This is a genomic window from Microcystis sp. M079S1 (assembly GCF_020246425.1).
GTDB lineage: Bacteria > Cyanobacteriota > Cyanobacteriia > Cyanobacteriales > Microcystaceae > Microcystis > Microcystis aeruginosa.
In genome coordinates, this window is record NZ_JADBSZ010000204.1 from 1 (window position 1) to 21,910 (window position 21,910).

Here is a 21,910-nt window from a genome sequence, read left to right on the forward strand (position 1 = left end):
CTCTCCCCCTACTTAGGGTGATCAGCAAACCTGAGCGAGCGGAGGGCGCAAGCTTTGCGCCCCTACAGTAACGGATTTTGTCCACAATGTAGGGGCGAACTGCGTTCGCCCAAAAGGTACATTATCAAAGCGCAAGTCCCTAACCCTAATTAAATCTTCTAGCTTTTTGAGATCAATGCCGGTAGCGGTCGTGATCGGGGAACATCACCTAGTAATATTTTTGTATTACTAGAGCGCAGAATTTGCGCCCTAGATACCTTACCATCTTAGCGGGTTAAGGCTGCGCCTCTTTCGTACAAAGTGCGGGCATAATCGGTCCAAGTACCCTGGCCCCAATAACGAAAACAACTGGTTTGCAGGAGCAAATTATAAAGCAGTGCCTCCAGATAATCCGGTCGTCGGGTGAAGCTAGGGTCTGCCTGTACCAAAGGATCATATTTCTCGTGGAATTGAGCGCTTAATTGGTTCATCGGTTCGAGGACATTTTCGTAACCGCGCACCCAACTGAGATCATTTGTCCAAGATGCCCCATCCATACTAAAACGGTGGTCGGTCTGTTTTAACTCAGCGATCGCCTGTTCCACTGCTTCCGGGGTAGCGGCATCCGGATTAACTCGCTGCCAGATTTTATGCTGGTGTACGGCTTGAATTGGGGGATAATCTTGGGGATTAACGCCAGCGGCCTCGATTAACTCCAGATATTCCGTGCCGTTAAATCCTGCCACACTGGAACCTCCCTGCATTTCCCGCCAAGGATTGGGAAAATCGCGAGGAAATTCATTCATCATCACGCCACCATTTTCACCGTCGGCAATCTGGGAACCTAGGGAAGGAACCCAAACGCCGCCGATTTGCTGTTTACCGCGGCATTTGGCCTCGTGGTAGGGTTGCATTTGGGCGACCAATTTGGTGTCGGAACCCTGGGTTTTAATCAAAGCAGTAATCGCAATCACTTCACCCCGAGAATTACGGGCCACCAGGCGATTAGGAATATATTTTTGTTCCTGACTCAATCCCGAACCGTCGAGATTTTCCACCGAGTGTTCCTGTACCAATAACCAACGATAGCCGCATTCTTTCAGAGCTTTAATATACTCGTAGAGGGTATCAGGATGGTTAGGAAGGTGCATTTCCGGGGGAGAGAACCCTTTGACTCGTTTCAGGGCATCCGGTCCAAAAATCGAGGCAAAATAGGTTTGCCATGCTTGCATCTGTAATTTTAGATCGGGAATCGGTGTGGAAGGAGCCACCGCATGACTCCACATCGTCCCCAACCATTCCACATAGGGTTGATATTGACTGTTACAGGTGATTAATTTGAGTTTATCGAGGATATCCTGCCGTCCCATCTGTACCAAACCCCAGAGGAGATTGCCGGAATAATCGAGCATAATCCGGGGATTACAGCCTTCCGCCACCAATTCCGGAATAAAATCGCCCATGCGACTGTAACACCAGGCAAAAACGCTGGCATTATGGTTATCACCATCCCCCTGATGCTCGAACATATGCTGGAGATTGCAGATTAATTCACCGTTAACACCCGCGGGGATGGTGGGTTGGTGCATATGCAAAGCACAGGCAAAACCAGCCTTAATATTGTCTAATTGGAGATTTGTTGTCGGTAAAAAGATCGGATCATCGTGATTAACAATCGCTGCGATTTCCTGTTCCCAACCGCAAATAGTCGGTAGTCCGGGGCGGATTTCCGTGATAGCGTTCGATTTCGATGATACGGGTGTAGCGATCATAATTTTTCAGGCGAATAGATTGAGATAGTTTGTCCCCACTCTCCCAGGGACAACTTTTTTTACTGGCAACAGGTCACTCTTGACTGTTCACTGTTAACTGAGCTAAGAGCGCGAACTTTATCCTATCCCATTTATACTGAGAGTACCCCCTCTCCAGACACAAGCCTTCGTAACTCGTTAAAAATCAAGATGATTCTTTACTGAACTTAACCGATCCTCGCACTATGATCCAAACAACTATCCGCCCTTTTACCTGTAACTTTTAACCATGTTCTCGGCGACTACCGAAATTCTTGTTATCCTCTTCCTGATCCTCCTCAATGGAGTCTTTGCCCTCTCGGAAATTGCCATTGTCTCGGCCCGCAAAGTCCGTTTAGAACAATTAGCCAGAGATGATCGACGGGCGGCGGTGGCCTTAAAATTGGCCAATGATCCCAATCAAATTTTATCTACGGTGCAGATTGGCATTACCCTAGTGGGAATCTTTGCCGGGGCCTACGGAGGAGCGAATTTATCGGTCAGTGTGGCGCAATTATTGGCGCAAGTTCCCGTTTTAGCCCCCTACAGTCAAGCTTTGGGATTAGGATTAGTGGTGTTAATTATTACCTATCTATCCCTAGTGGTGGGGGAATTAGTGCCGAAACGGTTAGGTTTAAGTAATCCCGAAAAAATCGCTATCCTCGTTGCAGGTCCTCTCGATAAGCTATCGAAAATTGTTTCGCCCGTTGTCCATCTTTTGAGTCAATCGACTAATCTGATTCTCGGTTTGTTGGGGATTAATACTAATAACAATGATTCCCCAATTACGGAAGAAGAATTGAAAATTATGCTTAAACAGGGAACCGCAGCGGGAACCTTTGAGGAAGCAGAACAGGATATGGTGGAAAGGGTGTTAGGATTGGGCGATCGCCGAGTAAGCCAGATTATGACCACGCGCCCAGATATTATTTGGCTAGATTTGGAAGATAGTGCCGAAATTAACCGTCAGAAGCTAATTGAGAGCAATCATAACCGTTTTCCTGTGTGTCAGGGCAGTTTAGATGAGGTTTTGGGGGTAATCGAAGTCACAGACTTATTGGCAGATTGTTTAACCGGTGAAAGTTTCGACCTGACCAAGAATTTACAACAGCCGCTTTTTGTGCCGGAAAGCACTAGGGGTTTAAAAGTTTTAGAATTGGTGCAGCAAAGTGGTCATCATATTGCCTTGGTAGTGGATGAGTACGGGGTGATTCAAGGATTGGTGACGCGCAAGGATATTTTAGAGGCAATTGTCGGCGATTTACCCCAATTAGATGATATTGAAGATGCTCAGATCGTGCAGCGGGAAGATGGTTCTTGGTTGATCGATGGCACAGTGGCGATCGAAGATTTTAAAGAATTATTTGAAATCAGTGAATTACCCGGGGAAAAACAGGGCAATTATCACACTCTAGGGGGTTTTATTATTACCCATCTTGGTAGGATTCCGGGGGCTGCCGATCATTTTGAATGGCAAAGGTTGCGCTTGGAAGTGGTGGATATGGACGGTAATCGCGTCGATAAGGTGTTAGTAACGCTATTGTTGGATGATTTGTAAGTAATTGTTAGTAAACATCTAGATTTTTTCAAGCTTGTGAAAACCGATACAATTTTTTATCAACTCTTGCAAACCTTTCCGGGGTTAATTTTTGAATTACTGGGAGAGTCAACCCAGAAAGCTGAAAATTATCAATTCTCCTCCCGAGAAATCAAAGAATTAGCGCGTCGTTTTGACGGTATTTTTTTACCGACCACAGCAGCACCGGAACTAATTATTTACTTTGTTGAAGTGCAATTTCAGGATAAAAGCGATTTTTATTGGCGATTTTTAACAGAAATTGTCATCTATCTCAATCAGTATAAACCCGTTCAGGATTGGATAGCTGTAGCTTTATTTGCCTCCAGGGATCTGGATAATAACTTTCCCTATCAACTGCGGGGATTTGAGATAACGGGACAGATCAGACCTATTTATTTAGATGAATTAATCGATAATCCGCATCCGTCTCTGGGTTTAGGAATTATTCAGTTAATTGTCGCTACACCCCAATTAGCACAGCAACGAGGAAAACCACTTTTAGAAAAAGCGATCGCTGAAATTGATGATCTAGTTTTCCAGCAAAAAGTTGTAGAATTAATTGAAAGAACCTTAGCCTATAAATTTACTAATCTTAGTCGTGCGGAGTTAGAAGCTATGTTCGGATTAGATGATCTCAGACAGACTCGACTTTATCAAGAAGCTAAACAAGAAGGTCGTGAAGAAGGTCGTGAAGAAGCTAAAACTGAAGCGATCGCTGGTTTACTAGCTTTAGGTTTAAGTATAGAACAGATTGCCACTGCTTTGCAATTAGAACTTACCAAAGTACAAGAGACAGCAGCAAAATTATCCTTCCCAGATTAGAAGGGTAAATTATCAAGTTTCTCCCCGATTTTACCCTATTCATTCATATTACGATAGGTAGCCACTGCCGAGGGAGAAATGCGATTGAGATAACGGAAAATCCAATATTTTAAGACTGTATCCAAGATAACGGGAAAAGTGGCGATAAAGAGAAAATTAAACTCGCGATTTTCCGGTAAACCGAAATGACGACTTAACCCTTCTAGGATCACTTCCCAACCGTGGGGAGAGGGGAAACCGACAAATATATCGGTAAAGAGAATAATTAAAAAAGCCTTAGCTGAATCGCTAAGATTATAGAGAATGCCATCAAGAAAAGACTTGACAATCTCGATTTCCCGACGACTAAAAGCGATAACAAAACCAAAGGCAATCAGGGAACAAATATCGGCGAAAATATTAGCGATCGCATTTAAACCTCGTTGGCGAAATTCTTCACTTAGTACCGCCGCTTTTTTAGTAATTTCTCCCTCGATTTCTTCGTTAGATAATTTGGGTGCTAAACCAATCATACCTCGAAAATGTAAAGCTTCCTCAAATCTTCTCAATTCCGAAAAAGCTTCTTCTTCTAAATCCTGATTGATAAAAATAAACTGTTCCTGTTGTTGGAAATATTTATTAACCAAGGGGGTGATCAGGAAAGTTTTGGTTAATTGCTGGGTTAATAAAGGAACAATAATTAACAGTAAAATAAACTTGAGAGAAATGGCTGTTTTATAACGAGAATTGCGAAATTTCTTTAAAACTGCCTCCTCCGATTCCTCCGCTTGCGGATCGATTTCCTGTTTAATGCGATTAAAAGTATTGACAAAAGAACGGGGTAAAACCCCCGGTTTTTCCGTAGCTTTTTGGGATTTATTACTTTTGATTATTTCCTCCTCTTCAAGACTACCCGCTGCTAAAAAAGAGCGATTTCGAGAAGTCTTTATTTTCGCTGTTTCCCGCTCAACATTTCGGGTCTGGAGACTTTTGGGGACATCTTCAAGCTCTTCTTGCCAATAATTACCTTGATATTTTCCGATAACACCATCGATAAACTGAAGTTTTTTCAGACAAACATCTGTGGTGACAGTAATCACCCCATTATTAATTGTCGGTTGATTGGGTCCGAAGGTATTAACGATCGAGCGACTAGCTTTAAACTCCGTCAATCTGACTTTAATTTTTTGTAGATAACCTTTAACTTCTGCGATAAAATAGGAATTGGTGGTACTGCCATAATTCGAGAACTCCGCTGCCACTTTTCGCCCTTGAAAATGCTTGTCTTCTATCTCCTTAATCTTCAAAGCTGCATGATACGCCTCATCTAAAGAACGTTCAGGAGTTTGTAATAACCATTGATTAACACCTTGCAAAATCCGATTAAGATTCATAGGAAACAATTACTTCCACAAGGGAGAAAAGCTAGAGTACCGATCAGTCATCTTAACAAATACAATCCAGAAAAAACGATGTCAATCATACCAATTTGGATCGAAGGTGGGACTCGATCGGGAAAAACCACCGCTTTAGTCGGGGAATTTCGGCGCTGGGTGTCTCGCGATCGCTCAAAATCATCGCCCCTTCCCCGATCGATCTTAGTTTTCGCTGCCAACGATGATAATAAACGGGAATTAGCCGATCAATTAGCCCTTGCTGTTAAGGGTAGCTATCCGATTCTCTGCAAAACCCCTTTAGGTTTTCTCACCGATGAAGTCATCCTGTTTTGGCCGTTAATTTTCGAGTCTTTAGGGCTAAAAGCGCAATTTCCCCGCCGATTACGCCCAGAAACGGAACAGGAACTCGCCACCCGTCTCTGGCAACCAGCGATCGCTGAATTCTTCCAGCCTACTAGCATAAATGAATATCGTTTTGTCCGTCAAGTTCTCGATTTGTTACAATTAGCCGGCGCTAGTGGTGTTCCCGCAGAAAAGATACCCGAAAGATTAGCCGACGGATTATCAGAAACAGATTTAAAACGAGTTTTAGCGATTAATGAGCAGGAAACACCAGAAAAAGTGGGAGAATTAATCATTCAATGGCGTGATTGGTCTCTAGAACGTGGTTTATTAAGTTATGGTATCATCTACGAACTCTATTGGCGCTATTTATTTCCTGATAGTCGTTATCAGCAGCAACTATTAAAACGCTTCCGGGGAGTTTTTGCGGACGATGTGGATGATTATCCGGCTATTGCCAAGGATTTACTCAGTTTTTTCCTCGATCATGATTGTTTTAGCGTTTTTACCTACAATCCCCAGGGAAAAATTCGCTTAGGATTAACTGCCGATCCCGATTATCTACAAAAATTAGCGGCACGCTGTCAAATTATGTCATTATCTACCACTGACGGGTTAGCTGCTCAGTTTAGCGAGACGGTTCTCTCCTTAATCAGCGACGGTAACTATCTTGGCAATCTTCCCGATCAATTCATCTCCCTGCAAACCACCTCTCGCGCTGAATTGTTACGGAAGACAGCCACAGCTATTATTCAAGCAGTCAAGCAAGGAGAGGTAAAATCCGAAGAAATCGCCGTTATTGCCCCCGGTTTAGACGAAATCGCCCGTTATAGCCTGATGGAAATTTTAACCGGTGCCGGGATACCCGTTCAACCCCTCAACGAACAACGACCCCTGATCAGTTGTCCTCTGATTCGGGCATTATTGACCCTTCTCGCCCTTGTTTACGCAAATTTGGGGCGTTTAGCCCCCCAAGAGGCCATAGCGGAAATGCTGGTGATTTTTAGCCGTTATCGCTGGGATGAAGAAGAGAATTTAATTCCCGATATCGATCCAATCCGCGCCGGATTAATTGCCGATCATTGTTATCAAGTGCATCCGGAAAATCCCCGCTTATTAGCGATCGAAACTTTTCCCCGTTGGGATCGCTTAGGACAAAAAGCTTGTACTGCCTACGAAAGAATTTGTCACTGGATCGAAGGGATGAAAAAACGGCAGCAAGAAGCGAAACTTTTCCCGATTTTTGTCTTAAATCAAGCGATCGAACAATTATTAAACGATGGGGAAAATTTGCCCTTCGATCACTTGGCAGCTTTGCGAGAATTAATGGAAACTGCCCAACATTTTTGGGAGATCGATCGGCGTTTGCGTGAGAGTGAACCCTCTTTTCAAAGTCCCAGCGAAACTATTAGTCAGTTTATCCAACTTTTGCGCCGTGGTACAATTACCGCTAATCCCTATCCTGTGCGACAATTTATTAAATCTTCCTCAGCAGTCACCCTAGGCAATATCTTTCAATATCGTTCTTTTCGTTCTAGTCATCGCTGGCATTTTTGGCTAGATTGTTCCTCCCCACTCTGGGAACAAGGAGGTGCTGCTACTCTTTTTGCTGCGCCGATTTTTTGGCGAGAAAGTCCCTATCAACGCTGGACAACGGAAGCAGAATTAGAGGAAAATCAGGCACGTTTACAGAGAATTTTAAGGGATTTATTGGCAAGGGTAAGCGAAAAAGTTATCCTCTGTCACAGTGATTTAAGTGTATCGGGAACCGATCAAACCGGACAACTTTTATCTTTAGTGCAAGCGGCAAAAGAATATGATTAAGGACTAGAACAAAATTAAATTCTTGGTTAGGAGATGCAAAAGGCAATAGGCAATAGGCAAAAAGGGGAAATAAATAATCAGTTTTTAATAACTAGATTTAGTATAAAGCCTTTTTGGGGTTGTAAATTAAAAGCTACCACCCCCGAACCACACAAGGGTTCTATCCAACGATCAAAGTTTTGCTGATCCGCTAAACTTTTGATTGATGATAGCAGTTTAGTTTTGATACCTTGACATTTAATCGGTGGAACAATGACGGTTGTTTTCATTAACAACTAATAAATAATTAAATGAATACACCGGGGGAAACATTGAAAATCTCTCCTAAAATTTTCCCTTGAGCTTTACTAATTGATCGCTTGCCATTAACAATCTCAGAAACCACACCCTTAGAACCAATTTTACCAACTAAATCAGCTTGTTTCATGTTGTTAGCTGACATTAAGTGTAATAATACTTCCTGCGGTGAAGCTGGTTCGGGTTGAGGTTGTCTGGCATCAAAATCCTTAATAATTGTCGCCATTAATTTAACCATCGCGGTTTCTTCTGGTAGTCGATCCTGTTTACTAATTAGATTAAGCAGAAGATGACGAGCTTGCTCATATTCTTCCTCATTTTCAATAATCTTGGGTTGAAATTTAGTCAACAGTTGATTATAAGTATTGTGATCAAGTGCTAGGGTCATTTTTCTTTCGGTTAGACTGAACTTTTTAGGTGTGTTACTACTTAACTTAAACCAGCGATTTTAACCAACCGTACCAAGCATCTAAACCTTCTCCAGTGGTAGCGGAAACTTGAAAAACTTTCAGATTGGGATTAACTTGATAGGCGTAATCTAAACAGCGATCGAGGTTAAAATTAACGTAGGGCAGTAGGTCTATTTTTGTCAAGATCATGACTTGAGAAGCGTGGAACATATAGGGATATTTAATCGGTTTATCTTCTCCTTCGGTGACGGAAAGAATGACGACTTTTGCATTTTCTCCCAAATCAAATAAAGCAGGACAAACTAGATTACCAACATTTTCGATCATGACTAAAGAATTCATCGGTGGATCGAGTTCGATTAATCCTCTCTCTACCATTGATGCTTCTAAATGACAACCTGTTCCGGTGTTAATTTGGATAACCTGACAACCGGTTTCACTAATTTTTTGAGCATCATTAGCTGTTGCTTGATCTCCCTCAATGACACTGATAGGAATAGCGGTTTTTAAATCGGCAATTGTGCGAGTTAACAGGGTAGTTTTTCCCGAACCGGGGGAAGAAACCAGATTAAGAGCAACAGTTTTTCTCCCCTTCAACCAACCGCGATTTTGTGCCGCTAATAGATTATTTTTTGCCAGCAGGTTTTGCTCAACTTGGAGAATATTACCATGAATTTGAGCGTGAATTTCCGCAGGATGATGGGGATGCTCATGCTCGTGAGCGTGAGCGTGAGCGTGATGGCTATGACTAATAACAGTACCATCGGCTAAAATATGTTCATGGGTTCCCGTTTGCGGATTAGTTACCGTTACTTCCGAGTTATCAGAACAACCACAGGTTACACACATAAGGATTCTGTCTCCAAGGATTTGAGATTTAATTCTTGACCCTGTAAAATGATTATATTGCGACTACCACATCGATCGCAGATTCCGTAGGGATATTCTAGTTCTAGCTCATTTCCGCAATCTTGGCACTGTCCTAAACCAGAAATTTTCAGAATCTCTAACATTGCCCCCTCTACATTAGTACCTTGACAACAGGTATCAAAACAAAAAGCGATCGATTCTGGCATAATTGCCGTTAGTTTACCAATCTCTAACACCACGCGCTTAACTTTCATTCCTCGGGAATGTTCTAAAGCAAGTTCAATAATATTTTGGGTAATTCCTAGTTCGTGCATTTTCAGTTATCAGTTATCAGTTATCAGTTATCGGTTATCAGTTATCAGTTATCGGTTATCGGTTATCAGGGAACAGGGAACAGGGAACAGGGAACAGGGAAATTTCAACTAAAACCCCAAAACCCCAAAACCCCAAAACCCCAAAAAACCAAAACTCCAACTATCTGTTTTTTTAGTTTTCACTTTTTCCTTTAAAACTGTCTCCTGTCTAATTAACATATTCTCGGTAATTGTTCGCCGACTAACATATCGAGAATCCTTTTAGTGCCGAAAGCGGTTTTTAAGTAAACTAAATTGGGGGGAGAAGCGACGACTTCCCCGATACAAGCGGCATTTTTACCGTCAGGATGGGAACGCATCACTGCTAAAACGCGATTTTCCGCCTCCGGTGGCACGACAAGGACTAATTTACCCTCATTTGCCAGATAAAGCGGTTCTAAACCCAATAATTCGCACATTCCTCGCACTTCTTCCCGGATGGGGATCGCCGTTTCCTGCACCTGTATTCCCACACCTGAACTTTGGGCGAATTCGTTTAAAACTGTGGCTAATCCGCCTCTAGTGGCATCCCGCATCGCTTTAACTTGCGGGCAAACTGCCAGAATTGCATAAATTAAAGAATTCAGTGCTTGACAATCGCTTTCGATTGTGCATTGCAGGTCTAATTCGCCCCTGGCAATCAGAATGGCGGCACCGTGATCCCCCAGAAAACCGTTAATCAAAATGCGATCGCCAACTTGTAAATTATTGGCACCGGAATTGATTCCGGCCGCAATTACTCCGACTCCAGAGGTATTAATAAATATTTGATCCCCTTGTCCCCTGGGAACGACTTTTGTATCCCCGGTGACGATTTTTACCGCCGCTTTGTCGGCGGCTATTTTCATGCTGGTAACGATGGTTTTTAGGGTGTCGATAGATAAACCTTCTTCGAGGATAAAACTACAACTGAGATAGAGAGGAATTGCCCCACCGACAGCCAAATCATTAACGGTTCCATTGACTGCTAAACTGCCAATATCACCCCCCGGAAAGAATAGGGGAGAAACCACATAGGAATCGGTGGTAAATGCCAAGCGATCGCCTATTTTAGCCAAATCTTTAATCTCAAATCGGGCTTGATCTTCAAGGGGTGCCAGTAAGTTATTATCGAAGTTATTAACGAATATCTCGTTAATTAAATCCCGCATTGCTTTGCCACCACTGCCATGGGAGAGAGTGATATTTGTGTCGGTAATTTTTGTTTTTTTTAATTTTAAAGAAGCTGAAGGAGTGCTAGTCATAAATTTAAGTACAGCAGTTATCTTGATGGTGAGGTGCGAAGTTTTCGTTTTGTCGAGTCGGTGGTCGATAGCAAATTAGGTTACACTTTATCCTGATGAGAAACGCTGTCATAGCTTACTGCTAGATTATCTTAATGGGTTTCTGGTATTTCTCGCACTTTTTCTACAGTTAAGTCCAAGGCTTGAGCAATTTGTTCTACCGTTAAACCTAAAGCCAGTAAACGCGGCACAGATTCCAGTTTACCTTCCAGTTTACCTTCCAGTTTACCTTCTTCTCGAACGTCTTGAAAATAACGGGTTTGTTTCAGTTCATCTAAACTAAACATGGCTTCTATCTCCCGGCGACTTAGACGTGGTAATTTATAGATAAGGATCGTTTCTATTAATTGTAGGAAGTTTTGCGGTTGGGTAAATTCAGTTCGCACTCGTTCAATAAGTTGTTTGGCTGTTGCCACTGCTTGATTTTCTTTAGCAATAATTAATTTTATGGTGGCAATACCCAGGGAATCTTGATTAATATCATCTAGTTCATCTAAATAGATTCGCGTCACTCTCCCAGATGTCAATAAGTCTTGATAACGTACAACCTGATCTGATTCTACCCGACGATGGGGATAAATGACCACCCCGCGCCAATCATTGTTAAAAGCAGTTTTACTGAGATATAAGAAGATTTCAGCAAAGAAACGGCCATAAAAATTCTGATCATCTTGAAATTGCACCTCGCAGAAATAAATAGGAATGCTAGAATCGGTAATATTGGGCAAAAATACGCCATCAATACGAAAAGCTAGTTGCTTGATTTCGACGGAATCAAAGCGGTAATTCTCGGCTTCTCCGGGGGAAAGGTTGATTAATTCAAAGAAAATTGACGGATAAGATTGAAAAAGATCATAAAAAATACTGTCGGTTTTCATGCCCGGACTTGTGGTGTAAACTATGCAAAAATATAGAGATAGAGAGTTTTCCTACTAATTAGCCTGATTATAGCAGTTATCTTCGCCAAAACAAATGCTAAAAGCTGGTCTGCAAAAAGCTAATAGCTAAAATAACTGACAACCGATCGAGTCTAAACATCTCCCCCTGGTCAGGGCGCTATAGCTGACAGTGAGTCGCTATAATAGAATTCGCCGATCGCTAACTTCTCCCTCGGTAAAATTTCTATGACTGGAAGACTGAACAAGCTACAACAAGATTTAAAGAACATAGAAACGGAAGTGGCAAATTTAGCCGAAAGAATGCGAGAAAAATACCGAATTTATCTTGATTTCCTCGGTGAATCTCTCTATAAACAGGCGATCGGGGCAGTGTATTATATCTGTACCCGTTACTATGGGGGGGAATTTCTGGCCCTCTCCCACAGCAATCGTCAGAAACTACAAGAGGAGATCAAAGCTCTAGGACAAGAGGCTAAAGCCAGTTTACAGCAATTGGGCGAGCAGAGCTTCGATCGAGGGGCATTTTCAGGGGGAGGATTCTCTAAAAGTCCAGCAGAGACAGTTAACACCCCAGATTTCTGGAAACTTTTTCTAGACAAACGGGAAAATCTAGCCGCAGCTGGAGAGATTAATAACCCCGATATTTTACTTTATTGTTGTCGAGTGCTGGAAAAAAACTGTATCGAGATTCTCAATCATCTCTCTAAACAAATTAATCAGCAACTACAAAAAGCTTATATTCTTCCCCCTCATCTACCCAGTCAAATTCTCGATATGGCAATTCAAGCGGGAGAAGAAGGACAATTTCTAGGTGGAGGAAATAATATGTTAAACATTCTAGTGGAAGCTAAAAACCCTGAACCAGAGGAAGAAAAAGATGAAGATGAAGATGATGGGGATGATCATGATTTTTCAAGTGGCAAAGTCACTAAAGTAACGGCGATTCATCTACGAATGGCTGAACTTGAATTTGCTGATACGCGTTTAAGTGTCGAAAGAAATCAAATTCGCTCCCTTTGGGAACAATTAAATCGTCTAGGGGAACAATATCATCGTATTCGCAAAGAATATACTATCGCTCAAGCGGAAGCGGCGTGGCGCAGTAGTTGGTATGATTAATCAGTTATGATCAAACAGAGGTATCAGGGAAGCATAATACAGGGAAATTTGGAGTCAAGAGGTAATTATGAAAGGGGAAATACCCGACTGGGTGAGATTACAAAAAGCCTTATCTGTAGAAGCGGAAAAAGGTTATCCAGATCTTCAGGGAAATCAATACCGTTTTAGCGAGTTTTTGTGTCTTAGTTTCGGGGATAATCCTCCCGTGGGAATTTCCACCAGTGAGAGAAATCGCTGGCGAGAATTAGCCCAAAAATTTGCCCAATATTCCCAGTTTAATCCCAGACAAAGACAACAATTAGTCACCGAAACTCGCAATTTTTTGCAACAATTACGGCCAACTTTAGAAGCAACCCCCACCCCAAAAGAACCAGCTGCGGCGAAAATTATTAATACCACTCCCATCACGGCAAAGACTAATTCTCCACGGCAAGTTACCCTCGAACAACCCTTGAAATATCTAGCGGAAGTGGGAGAGAGAAAAGCCAGTCTTTTAGAAAGATTAAACCTCCACAAAGTTGAAGATTTATTATATTATTATCCCCGGGATCATATTGATTACAGTCGTCAAGTCAATATCGCCAATTTAACCGAGGGGGAAACGGTAACTTTAGTGGGTAATGTCAAGCGCTGTAATTGTTTTACTAGCCCCAAAAATACCAAGTTAGCTATCTTTGAATTGCTCTTACAGGATCGCACTGGACAGATAAAATTAAACCGTTTTTATGCGGGAACTCGCTATACTAATCGTGCTTGGCAAGAAGGACAAAAAAAACTCTATCTGGTGGGTTCGGTGGTGGCGGTTAGTGGTTTAGTCAAAGCGGGGAAATATGGGTTAACTTTAGAAAATCCTGAATTTGAATTATTAGACAGTTCTGGGGCAAGTATTGAGTCCTTAAAAATCGGGCGTATTCTGCCGGTTTATCCCCTCACCGATGGAGTACCCGCCGACCTAATTAGAAAGGCTGTAGTCGCCGCTTTTGGGGCAGTAGAGGCGATAAAAGACCCCCTACCTTTCGGTCTAAGAAAACAATACGGATTAATCGATTTAAAAACAGCAATTACTAACATTCATTTTCCCAATAATGCCGAGATTCTAAGTCAAGCGCGACGGCGATTAGTCTTTGATGAATTCTTCTTTTTACAATTGGGGTTTCTGCGGCGGCGGCAACAGTATCGTCAGACACAGAAAAGTGCTATTTTTAGTGCTAAGGGTCAATTAATTGATCGATTTAATCAGATAATTCCCTTTCAATTAACCAATGCTCAAAAACGAGTTATTGAAGAAATTTTAGAGGATTTAGATTCTAGCACCCCGATGAATCGTCTTGTGCAGGGGGATGTGGGTTCTGGCAAAACAATTGTCGGAGTTTATGCTATTTTAGCAGCCCTACAATCCGGTTATCAAGCGGCATTAATGGCTCCCACGGAAGTTTTAGCAGAACAACATTATCGTAAGTTAGTTAGCTGGTTTAATCTCTTACATTTACCCGTAGAATTATTAACTGGTTCCACAAAAACTGCTAAACGGCGAGAAATTCACGCCCAATTAGAGACAGGAGAATTACCACTTTTAGTGGGAACTCATGCCCTAATTCAAGATGCAGTTAATTTCCGCAAATTAGGTTTAGTTGTTATTGATGAACAGCATCGCTTTGGGGTACAACAAAGGGCAAGATTATTAAGCAAAGGAGAGTCTCCCCACGTTTTAACCATGACAGCAACACCGATTCCCCGTACTTTAGCTTTAACCCTGCATGGGGATTTGGATGTGAGTCAAATTGACGAATTACCCCCCGGCAGACAACCGATTCAAACCACTGCTTTAAATGGCAATCAAAGAAGGGCTGCCTATGATTTAATTCGCCGTGAAATTGCCCAAGGCAGACAAGCTTATGTGATTTTTCCCTTGATTGAAGAATCGGAAAAATTAGATGTTAGGGCTGCGGTGGAAGAATATCAAAATTTATCCGAAAAGATTTTTCCTGATTTTAATATCGGTTTACTACATGGTCGCATGAGTTCCGCCGAAAAAGAGGAAATCTTAACAGCTTTTCGCGATAATATTCTGCAAATTATTGTCTCAACTACGGTTATCGAAGTGGGGGTGGATGTTCCCAATGCCACGGTGATGTTAATTGAAAATGCCGAACGTTTTGGCCTTTCACAATTGCATCAATTACGGGGGCGCGTGGGCAGAGGCTCCCATCAATCCTACTGTTTACTTTTAAGTGGCAGTAATAGTGCTAATTCCCGTCAAAGATTAACGGTTTTGGAACAATCCCAAGACGGCTTTTTTATCTCGGAAATGGATATGCGATTTCGCGGTCCAGGGGAAGTTTTAGGACAACGACAATCGGGTTTACCAGATTTTGCCCTCGCTAGTTTAGTGGAGGATCAAGAGGTGTTAGTTTTGGCAAGAGATGCCGCCGAAAAAATTATGTTAGATGATCCCCATTTAATCACTTTACCCAATTTGAAACAAGCCTTAGAAGCCAAATATCAACGGATGTTGGGAGCGGATATTTTAACTTGATTTAGGGAATTATGAATTATCAATTATCAATTATCAATTATCAATTATGAATTACGAATTATGATACTAAATCCAGTTATTAAAAACTGATTATTTATTCTCCGTTTTGCAGGAGTGCCTCTCTTGATATGTAGCCCATACTCAACGGATTTAGTATTACTTCAGATCTGATTACTCAATCCAAGCTTTTGGGGGGTTCTACCCCCCAACCCCCCCGTTGGGGGGTAGAACCCCCCAAACCCCGGAGCGCATTAGTTTTTCGGTGGGATGCTTACACGCGGCTGCTGACGCATCTCTAATAATTTAGGAGTCACTGATAATTGCTGATTGTCGGTATTTCTACAAATGTGAGATGCACCCAATCAGTAAACAGTGATCAGTAATCAGTAAACAGTAATCAATAATCAGCGAAAAGACAGCAGCAAACTGGCATTTGATGAGGCTCACCTAATACATACTGCTCATTCAAAACTTAAAACTCAAATCTTATAACTGATAACTGATAACTGATAACTGATAACTGATAACTGATAACTGATAACTGATTCAATTAACCAAATTTAATCATTTCTCGTCCTGCCATCACGGGTAATTCCCCTTTTAAAATCGGAATCAATGTCTCGCGAATTCTGTCCGCATCGGGGGGACAACCCGGCATAAAAATATCGATGGGAATGACTTGATGGACGGGCAGCACTTGATCTAATAATTCGGGAACGATACCGGGTTCTTCTGGTAGTTGAGGTGTGTTATCTCCTAACTCTAAATAAGCCCTTTTTAGCACGGGATCGGCAGTTCCTAACATATTTCTCATAGCGGGAACGTTAGCAGTTACGGCGCAATCACCAAAAGAAACGACGGTTTTGGTATTTTGGCGGACTAGATGAATTAGTTCTAAATTATCCTGATTAGCGATCGCTCCTTCCACTAGACAGACATCGACATTTTCCGGATAGGTTTTCAGATCGCAGCCGACGGGACTATACACCACGTCAACTTTTTCGGCTAATTCTAACAGCCATTCATCCAAATCGAGGAAGGACATATGGCATCCCGAACAACCGGCTAACCAGACAGTAGCGAAGCGAATTTTACTCATAATTTTAATTCCTTGTTTGTTAGGTTTTGGCAATAGTGATTACTAGCTAAGTAAGTGGTTCTAATTAAATAGAAGATAGATTTTGCCTTCGATCCCCCCTTAATCCCCCCTTAATAAGGGGGGTATCTGACAATTTTTAACACCTACCTACTTAATAGAAAAGCGGCTGTTTACCGAGGGGCGAGTTTTTGCCTGTCTCGACAAGTTCCTGATTATCTGCAATTAAAGAAAAAAGATCGATACCCTTCCATTCTTGCAAAAATTCACAGATCAGCTGGGGCGTCCAATTTTCACCTCTAAAAAACTTAAATTTTTTCGTGTGGACATTGAGAAAAAAATGCAAGATATTACATTGATCCTGCGCCCCGAAAATAGTCCCCTTGACTGTCCAATTATCCACACTACTGGCGTAATCCTCGATCGCCCGATCTGCCGCCGCCACACGCTCTCGGTATTGATCACAGAATTGGCGAAGCATCTGGGGAAATCGCCCAACTTCGGCGAAAAGTTCGATCGCAGACCAAGCTAAATTGGTTGGTTGAGATTGATAATCCACCAGGGATAGACAGCGCTCTAAGGCTTGCAGAAAGATCTGTTCAAGATTTGTATCATTCATAACATTATTGATTCGCTTGACGCAGTAGGGTGGACCAACCATATTGAGCTTGAGCGATTTCGTGAGCAGAAGGCTGATTCATACCCTGATTAATCACTAAATCCGATTCTAAGATTTCGTGTTGTAAAAAGACACGATCGATCTCCGTTCCCTGTCCTCGCGCCATCCTCAACCACGCCTTTGCCATATCAATACTAGGCCAAAATTCATACTGACTGACACCGCTACCGAAAGCGTAGTCCTTTGCTCGTTGAGTTTCCCGCTCAGAAATACCGCAGTAATCGGAAATCAAGCGAATATCTTCATTCATCCCCATAATCTCGTCATACAGAGCCATTTCCGCCCGCAGATACTTGGCATAAATACCTAGATGTCCCCAACGAGCGTTTTGAGAATCTACCATTTTTCGCTAACGCGTCCATTGGTGTTGAGTCCTGGCGTTAACTAAAAATTCCAACTTCGAGCGATCTTCCTCTTTTTCAGAAACGGCGGAACCCTTGCGGAATATTGCCCCGGTTGGACAAGCGGCAACACATTTGCCGCAGGAAGTACAGGCGGAAACGCTGCCCCAAGGCTGATCCATTCCCGCAATAATTTTATCTTTTTCGCCGCGATAAGCCAGATCCCAAACGTGCGCCCCTTCAATTTCATCACAGACTCGCACACAACGGGTACAGAGAACACAACGATTATGATCGATACCGAAAAGAGGATGGGAAATATCCACTTCTCGCTTGGGAAAACGGTAGGGAAAACGACTATGATCCATACCCACTTCGATCGCTAAATCTTGCAATTCACAGTTACCATTAGCCACACAAACTGCACAAACGTGATTGCCTTCAGCGAATAATAATTCCACCGTCATGCGGCGATATTCTTTCAGTTTTGGGGTATCGGTATGAACCACCATTCCTTCCGCCACCTCCGTTACACAGGCGGGTAATAATTTATTAATACCTTCAATTTCTACCAAACATAAGCGACAGGCGGCCACTTCGGAAACCCCATCGAGATGACAGAGGGCGGGAATTTTTATTCCTACCTGACTAGCTGCCGCGAGAACTCGCGAACCTGCTTCGATCGCTACATCTTTGCCATCAATGCTTAAAGTGATTACGGACATAAAAATTATTCTCCTTGAGGATAATATCCCTCTCCTTCCCATAGGCCACGGTTTGTGGCCAAGGGTGGGATTTTTACAGAAAGTTTTAACCTAGACAATCGGCTAAGTCTTTTGCGGGGGTGGTAATCGGCTGCAGGTGATAGGTATCGGAGAGGAATTTCAGGACGTTGGGGGAGATAAATGCCGGTAAAGTCGGTCCCAGACGGATATTTTGCATACCTAGATGCAGCAGGGTGAGCAGTACAGCGATCGCTTTTTGTTCGTACCAAGAGATAATTAGGGATAGGGGAATCTCGTTGACGCTAACGTTAAAAGCGTTGGCTAATCCTAGGGCGATTTTGATGGCACTATAGGCATCGTTACATTGTCCCAGGTCCATTAGCCGCGGTAATCCTTCGATACTACCTAATTGTTTGTCGAAAAAGCGGAATTTTCCACAGGCAAGGGTTAAAACGATGCAATCTTCGGGAACTTGTTCCACGAATTCGGTGTAGTAATTGCGATCTGGTTTTGCCCCATCGCAGCCCCCAACCAGGAAGAAGTGACGGATTTTACCCTGTTTAAGGGCATCAACCACCGTATCAGCGACACTGAGAACGGTATTGTGGGCAAATCCCACCATTACCTGCCGAGGTTCGCTTATTTCAGTAAATCCGGGCAATGACTGCGCTTTAGCAATCACGGGACTAAAATCGATCGCACCGTCCACTGTTTCTAAGCGGTTAATATGGGCATAACCCACAGGTCCGAGGGTAAAAAGTTTACTTTCATAGTTTTCGTGGGGGGGCATGAGACAATTAGTAGTTAAAACTATTGCCCCCGGAAACTTAGCAAATTCTTTAGTTTGATTTTGCCAGGCGGTGCCATAATGACCGTAGAGATGGGGATATTTTTCTTTTAGTTTTGGATAACCGTGGGCGGGTAATAATTCTCCGTGGGTATAGACTGTTATCCCAGTATTGGCAGTTTGTGCCAGTAAAGCCGCCAATTGTTTAATATCATGGCCGGAGACTAAAATGGCTTTACCTAAACGCGGATTTAAGGGAACATTTGTCGGTATGGGATGACCGTAGGTTTCGGTATGACCTTGATCTAATAATTCCATGGCCCGCAGGTTTGCGGCCCCGACTTTTAGACAGATTGCCACCCAATCATTCAGGTTTAAATCACTGCGATCAATTGCCGCTAAAGTCTCTTGGATAACCTGATAAACTGAGTCATCCTCTTGACCTAATTCCTGAGCGTGGAAAGTATAGGAAGCAAGACCTTTAACTCCGTAGATAGCGGTTAACTTTAGGGAAAAAATATCGAGGTCTTGTACTTTTTCAATTAGTTCTAAGGATACTTCTTGACCTTGACTGACTAGGCTCTCATTAAAATTAGGCTGATAGTTAGCAAGTGCAGACCAGTCCACCGATCCCAATTGTGCTTTTAAATTTTCCCGAATCTCTAAACAACGCTGAATATAATCGGTAAAACGTCTTTGATCGAAGTTCACATTGGTCATGGTGGCGAAAAGCGACTCACAGGTAAAAATATCGGCTTCGCAAGTAGATATTGCCGCTTCTTTGGCTTTTAAAACCACCGATGCTAATCCCCGCAGACAATAAACTAATAAGTCTTGAACAGCGTTGACTTCGGGACTTTTTCCACAGGCTCCCCACTGATGACAACCATTACCACTAGCGGTTTGTTCGCATTGTTCACAAAACATAAGTTTTCTCTCTTTTTTCAGTAGATTGACAGATTGTTGCGATTTTTTTCTACTAAATTTAATTCTGCTTTTTTGAAAGTCATTTATCGGCCCTCACCCGGCAGGAATTGTGGATTTTACGACTCGAAAGCTTGTCTTGACAGCCTCTACTCTCTGAACTATGTTTTTATTCTCTCACCCTTTTTGTCGGTTGGGTTCTGATTTTAGATTTCCTCAAGAATTACCGATTAAACAATTATTTAGTTGTCTTAGTAAATTAAGTATTTTCGGTGATTTTTATAACTCGAATAAATCCCGATTAATCCGACAAAATACGGCAATTTGGCGATTCAGGAGGCTCGATTCCAGTTTAGCAGAGGCCAGAGGACAGAAAAATTGTCAGACAATCGGGAAAAAGTGACAGAGAAAAATTTTTCCGAACCGGAGTAGCCAAAAAATCCCAGTCCGGGTAAAATTGATTATCGATCGATTGTGTGAGGAGTCCGATCCCCATGACCAATAAACACACAGCAAGGCTGCTGGGTAGTTACCTGCAGCGCCTGCCTGCCCATAGCTGGCTCGTCCTAGTTTTTTGGGCTTTGATTATCGCCCCAGTCCAGGCTGCTGTCGAATTACGCATTGCCATCAGTAAAGGTGTTAGTGCCGTCTCCGTGGGCAGTTCCACCGATGCTGTGGTGAAAGATGGGGCCGGCAGAGTCTTAGGAGAATTGACCGCCATGAATGCCCTCAATGCTAATCCCAGAGGAAAAGCGGTGGGTTTGGCCGATTGGCAGGCCAGTCAATTGCTCATCGAACCGGGGAATGATGGTTACGTCTGGATTAATGATCGCTGGTATCGAGGACGTACACGGATCATTCGGCAAGGTTCTGGGGTGACAGCCCTAAATTTAGTCGATTTAGAGGAATATCTCTATAGTGTCGTCGGTGCGGAAGCGATTCCCTCCTGGCCGCAAGAGGCCTTAAAAGCCCAATCCGTGGCGGCGCGCACCTATGCTCTCTACCAAATGAACACTTCCGGCAATCGCATCTACGATCTCGATACTACCACCCGCACCCAAGTTTATAAGGGTCTAGAAAGCGAGTTTACTAGCACCCACGAGGCAGTTAATGCCACCGCCGGACAAATTATGAGTTTCAACGGCAAACCGATTCTAGCGGTGTTTCACTCCTCCTCCGGAGGCCATACGGAAAATGTCGAGGATGTTTGGAATTCCCCCTTACCCTACCTGCGCGGTGTCATCGATTACGATCAAGTCGCCCCGGTATTTCAATGGTCAAAAAACTTTAGCGCCAGTGAATTAGGCCGTTTAATCGGTGGTGTCGGTCGCGTGCGATCGCTATCCCCCGAAAGGACCACTCCCCACGGACGAGTGATTAGAATGCGTATAGTGGGCGATCAAGGCTCTAAATTAATCTCTGATACCCAATTACGGCGAATACTCGAGCTGCGTAGTACCCTATTCACGATTTCAGCTGATAACGGTACTTTTGCCATTAATGGTCGCGGTTTCGGTCATGGGATCGGTTTAAGTCAATGGGGCGCTTTTTCCCTCGCCGACCAAGGGGTGACTTATGATCGCATTCTCAGCCATTATTATCAAAATGCTCGTTTAACTGAAATGCCCAACTAAAAAGGCTGTCAGCTATTTCCAGTCAACAGTAAACAGTAAACAGTGAACAGTGAACTGATAACAAGGATTGAATCTAAAACCTAATTGGTTAAGCTAAGTAGGGCTTGCTGAAAATTACTGAAAGCCTTACTAGAAAACGGTTTTGGCACTTTTTTAGCCCAAAAAGTGCCAGAAACAAACGTTGAGAAATCGATCCGAGGGACTCAAAACCCTTGCACTTTCGCTCTTCGATCTCGAAGGGTTCC

General features: G+C 42.9%; 20 protein-coding genes. 7 read left to right on the forward strand and 13 right to left on the reverse strand.

All coding sequences use genetic code 11. From position 1 onward, the window contains the following. Positions 1 to 266: 266 nt before the first annotated feature. Positions 267 to 1,751: a polysaccharide deacetylase family protein gene (locus IM456_RS13345; protein ID WP_287693328.1), complete on the reverse strand. Its 1,485-nt coding sequence runs from the start codon at positions 1,749 to 1,751 to the stop codon at positions 267 to 269. A gap of 268 nt (positions 1,752 to 2,019) precedes the next feature. Here IM456_RS13345 and IM456_RS13350 point away from each other — a divergent pair, with 268 nt between their 5' ends. Next, complete coding sequence (locus tag IM456_RS13350; RefSeq protein ID WP_149986628.1) at positions 2,020 to 3,327, forward strand: hemolysin family protein; 1,308 nt, start codon at positions 2,020 to 2,022, stop codon at positions 3,325 to 3,327. Positions 3,328 to 3,363: 36 nt separating this feature from the next. Next, positions 3,364 to 4,170, forward strand: a complete 807-nt coding sequence (locus tag IM456_RS13355) for an Rpn family recombination-promoting nuclease/putative transposase (protein ID WP_287693329.1) — start codon at positions 3,364 to 3,366, stop codon at positions 4,168 to 4,170. A gap of 35 nt (positions 4,171 to 4,205) precedes the next feature. Here IM456_RS13355 and IM456_RS13360 read toward each other — a convergent pair whose 3' ends face one another. Further along, positions 4,206 to 5,543, reverse strand: a complete 1,338-nt coding sequence (locus tag IM456_RS13360; RefSeq protein ID WP_287712784.1) for a proton extrusion protein PcxA — start codon at positions 5,541 to 5,543, stop codon at positions 4,206 to 4,208. Between the two features lie 78 nt (positions 5,544 to 5,621). On the opposite strand from IM456_RS13360, the gene IM456_RS13365 reads away from it, so the two are divergent. After that, positions 5,622 to 7,712 carry a PD-(D/E)XK nuclease family protein gene (locus tag IM456_RS13365; protein WP_287693330.1) on the forward strand — a complete coding sequence of 697 codons (2,091 nt, stop codon included), beginning with the start codon at positions 5,622 to 5,624 and terminating at the stop codon, positions 7,710 to 7,712. Between the two features lie 77 nt (positions 7,713 to 7,789). Here IM456_RS13365 and IM456_RS13370 read toward each other — a convergent pair whose 3' ends face one another. From IM456_RS13370 to IM456_RS13395, 6 genes are all read right to left on the reverse strand, one after another. Further along, entirely contained in the window at positions 7,790 to 7,981 is a 192-nt protein-coding gene (locus IM456_RS13370; protein WP_149986632.1) for a DNA adenine methylase, read from the reverse strand. Between the two features lie 17 nt (positions 7,982 to 7,998). Further along, the gene (locus IM456_RS13375; protein ID WP_287693331.1) at positions 7,999 to 8,397 is read right to left on the reverse strand and encodes a helix-turn-helix domain-containing protein; all 399 of its coding nucleotides are present in this window, start codon (positions 8,395 to 8,397) and stop codon (positions 7,999 to 8,001) included. A 46-nt stretch (positions 8,398 to 8,443) separates the two neighbouring features. Continuing rightward, a complete protein-coding gene (gene hypB / locus IM456_RS13380; RefSeq protein ID WP_287693332.1) occupies positions 8,444 to 9,268 on the reverse strand; it encodes a hydrogenase nickel incorporation protein HypB in 825 nt (274 codons plus the stop codon). Further along, on the reverse strand, positions 9,259 to 9,603 hold the full coding sequence (locus tag IM456_RS13385; RefSeq protein WP_287693333.1) for a hydrogenase maturation nickel metallochaperone HypA/HybF: 345 nt from the start codon (positions 9,601 to 9,603) through the stop codon (positions 9,259 to 9,261). Before IM456_RS13385 ends, hypB begins: the two co-directional genes overlap by 10 nt. 212 nt (positions 9,604 to 9,815) lie before the next feature. Continuing rightward, the gene (gene hypE / locus IM456_RS13390; RefSeq protein ID WP_287693334.1) at positions 9,816 to 10,886 is read right to left on the reverse strand and encodes a hydrogenase expression/formation protein HypE; all 1,071 of its coding nucleotides are present in this window, start codon (positions 10,884 to 10,886) and stop codon (positions 9,816 to 9,818) included. A gap of 131 nt (positions 10,887 to 11,017) precedes the next feature. Further along, on the reverse strand, positions 11,018 to 11,803 hold the full coding sequence (locus tag IM456_RS13395; protein WP_287693335.1) for an Rpn family recombination-promoting nuclease/putative transposase: 786 nt from the start codon (positions 11,801 to 11,803) through the stop codon (positions 11,018 to 11,020). 246 nt (positions 11,804 to 12,049) lie between these two features. On the opposite strand from IM456_RS13395, the gene IM456_RS13400 reads away from it, so the two are divergent. Continuing rightward, on the forward strand, positions 12,050 to 12,943 hold the full coding sequence (locus IM456_RS13400) for a hypothetical protein (protein WP_287693336.1): 894 nt from the start codon (positions 12,050 to 12,052) through the stop codon (positions 12,941 to 12,943). A 67-nt stretch (positions 12,944 to 13,010) separates the two neighbouring features. Continuing rightward, complete coding sequence (recG, locus tag IM456_RS13405) at positions 13,011 to 15,479, forward strand: ATP-dependent DNA helicase RecG (RefSeq protein ID WP_149986639.1); 2,469 nt, start codon at positions 13,011 to 13,013, stop codon at positions 15,477 to 15,479. A gap of 550 nt (positions 15,480 to 16,029) precedes the next feature. Here recG and IM456_RS13410 read toward each other — a convergent pair. The 5 genes from IM456_RS13410 to hcp form a co-directional block, all read right to left on the reverse strand. After that, complete coding sequence (locus IM456_RS13410; protein ID WP_002740992.1) at positions 16,030 to 16,578, reverse strand: NADH-quinone oxidoreductase subunit B family protein; 549 nt, start codon at positions 16,576 to 16,578, stop codon at positions 16,030 to 16,032. Positions 16,579 to 16,729: 151 nt separating this feature from the next. Continuing rightward, entirely contained in the window at positions 16,730 to 17,194 is a 465-nt protein-coding gene (locus tag IM456_RS13415) for a hypothetical protein (protein WP_253881172.1), read from the reverse strand. Between the two features lie 4 nt (positions 17,195 to 17,198). Beyond that, the gene (locus tag IM456_RS13420; RefSeq protein ID WP_149986641.1) at positions 17,199 to 17,597 is read right to left on the reverse strand and encodes a hypothetical protein; all 399 of its coding nucleotides are present in this window, start codon (positions 17,595 to 17,597) and stop codon (positions 17,199 to 17,201) included. A gap of 6 nt (positions 17,598 to 17,603) precedes the next feature. Beyond that, complete coding sequence (gene hoxU, locus IM456_RS13425; RefSeq protein ID WP_002760545.1) at positions 17,604 to 18,320, reverse strand: bidirectional hydrogenase complex protein HoxU; 717 nt, start codon at positions 18,318 to 18,320, stop codon at positions 17,604 to 17,606. 85 nt (positions 18,321 to 18,405) lie between these two features. Continuing rightward, positions 18,406 to 20,034 carry a hydroxylamine reductase gene (hcp, locus tag IM456_RS13430; protein WP_287693337.1) on the reverse strand — a complete coding sequence of 543 codons (1,629 nt, stop codon included), beginning with the start codon at positions 20,032 to 20,034 and terminating at the stop codon, positions 18,406 to 18,408. Positions 20,035 to 20,194: 160 nt separating this feature from the next. On the opposite strand from hcp, the gene IM456_RS13435 reads away from it, so the two are divergent. Then, positions 20,195 to 20,434, forward strand: coding sequence for a hypothetical protein (locus tag IM456_RS13435; RefSeq protein ID WP_149986643.1), 240 nt, complete (start codon positions 20,195 to 20,197; stop codon positions 20,432 to 20,434). Positions 20,435 to 20,525: 91 nt separating this feature from the next. After that, positions 20,526 to 21,665: a SpoIID/LytB domain-containing protein gene (locus tag IM456_RS13440; RefSeq protein ID WP_149986644.1), complete on the forward strand. Its 1,140-nt coding sequence runs from the start codon at positions 20,526 to 20,528 to the stop codon at positions 21,663 to 21,665. The last annotated feature ends 245 nt before the right edge of the window (positions 21,666 to 21,910 follow it).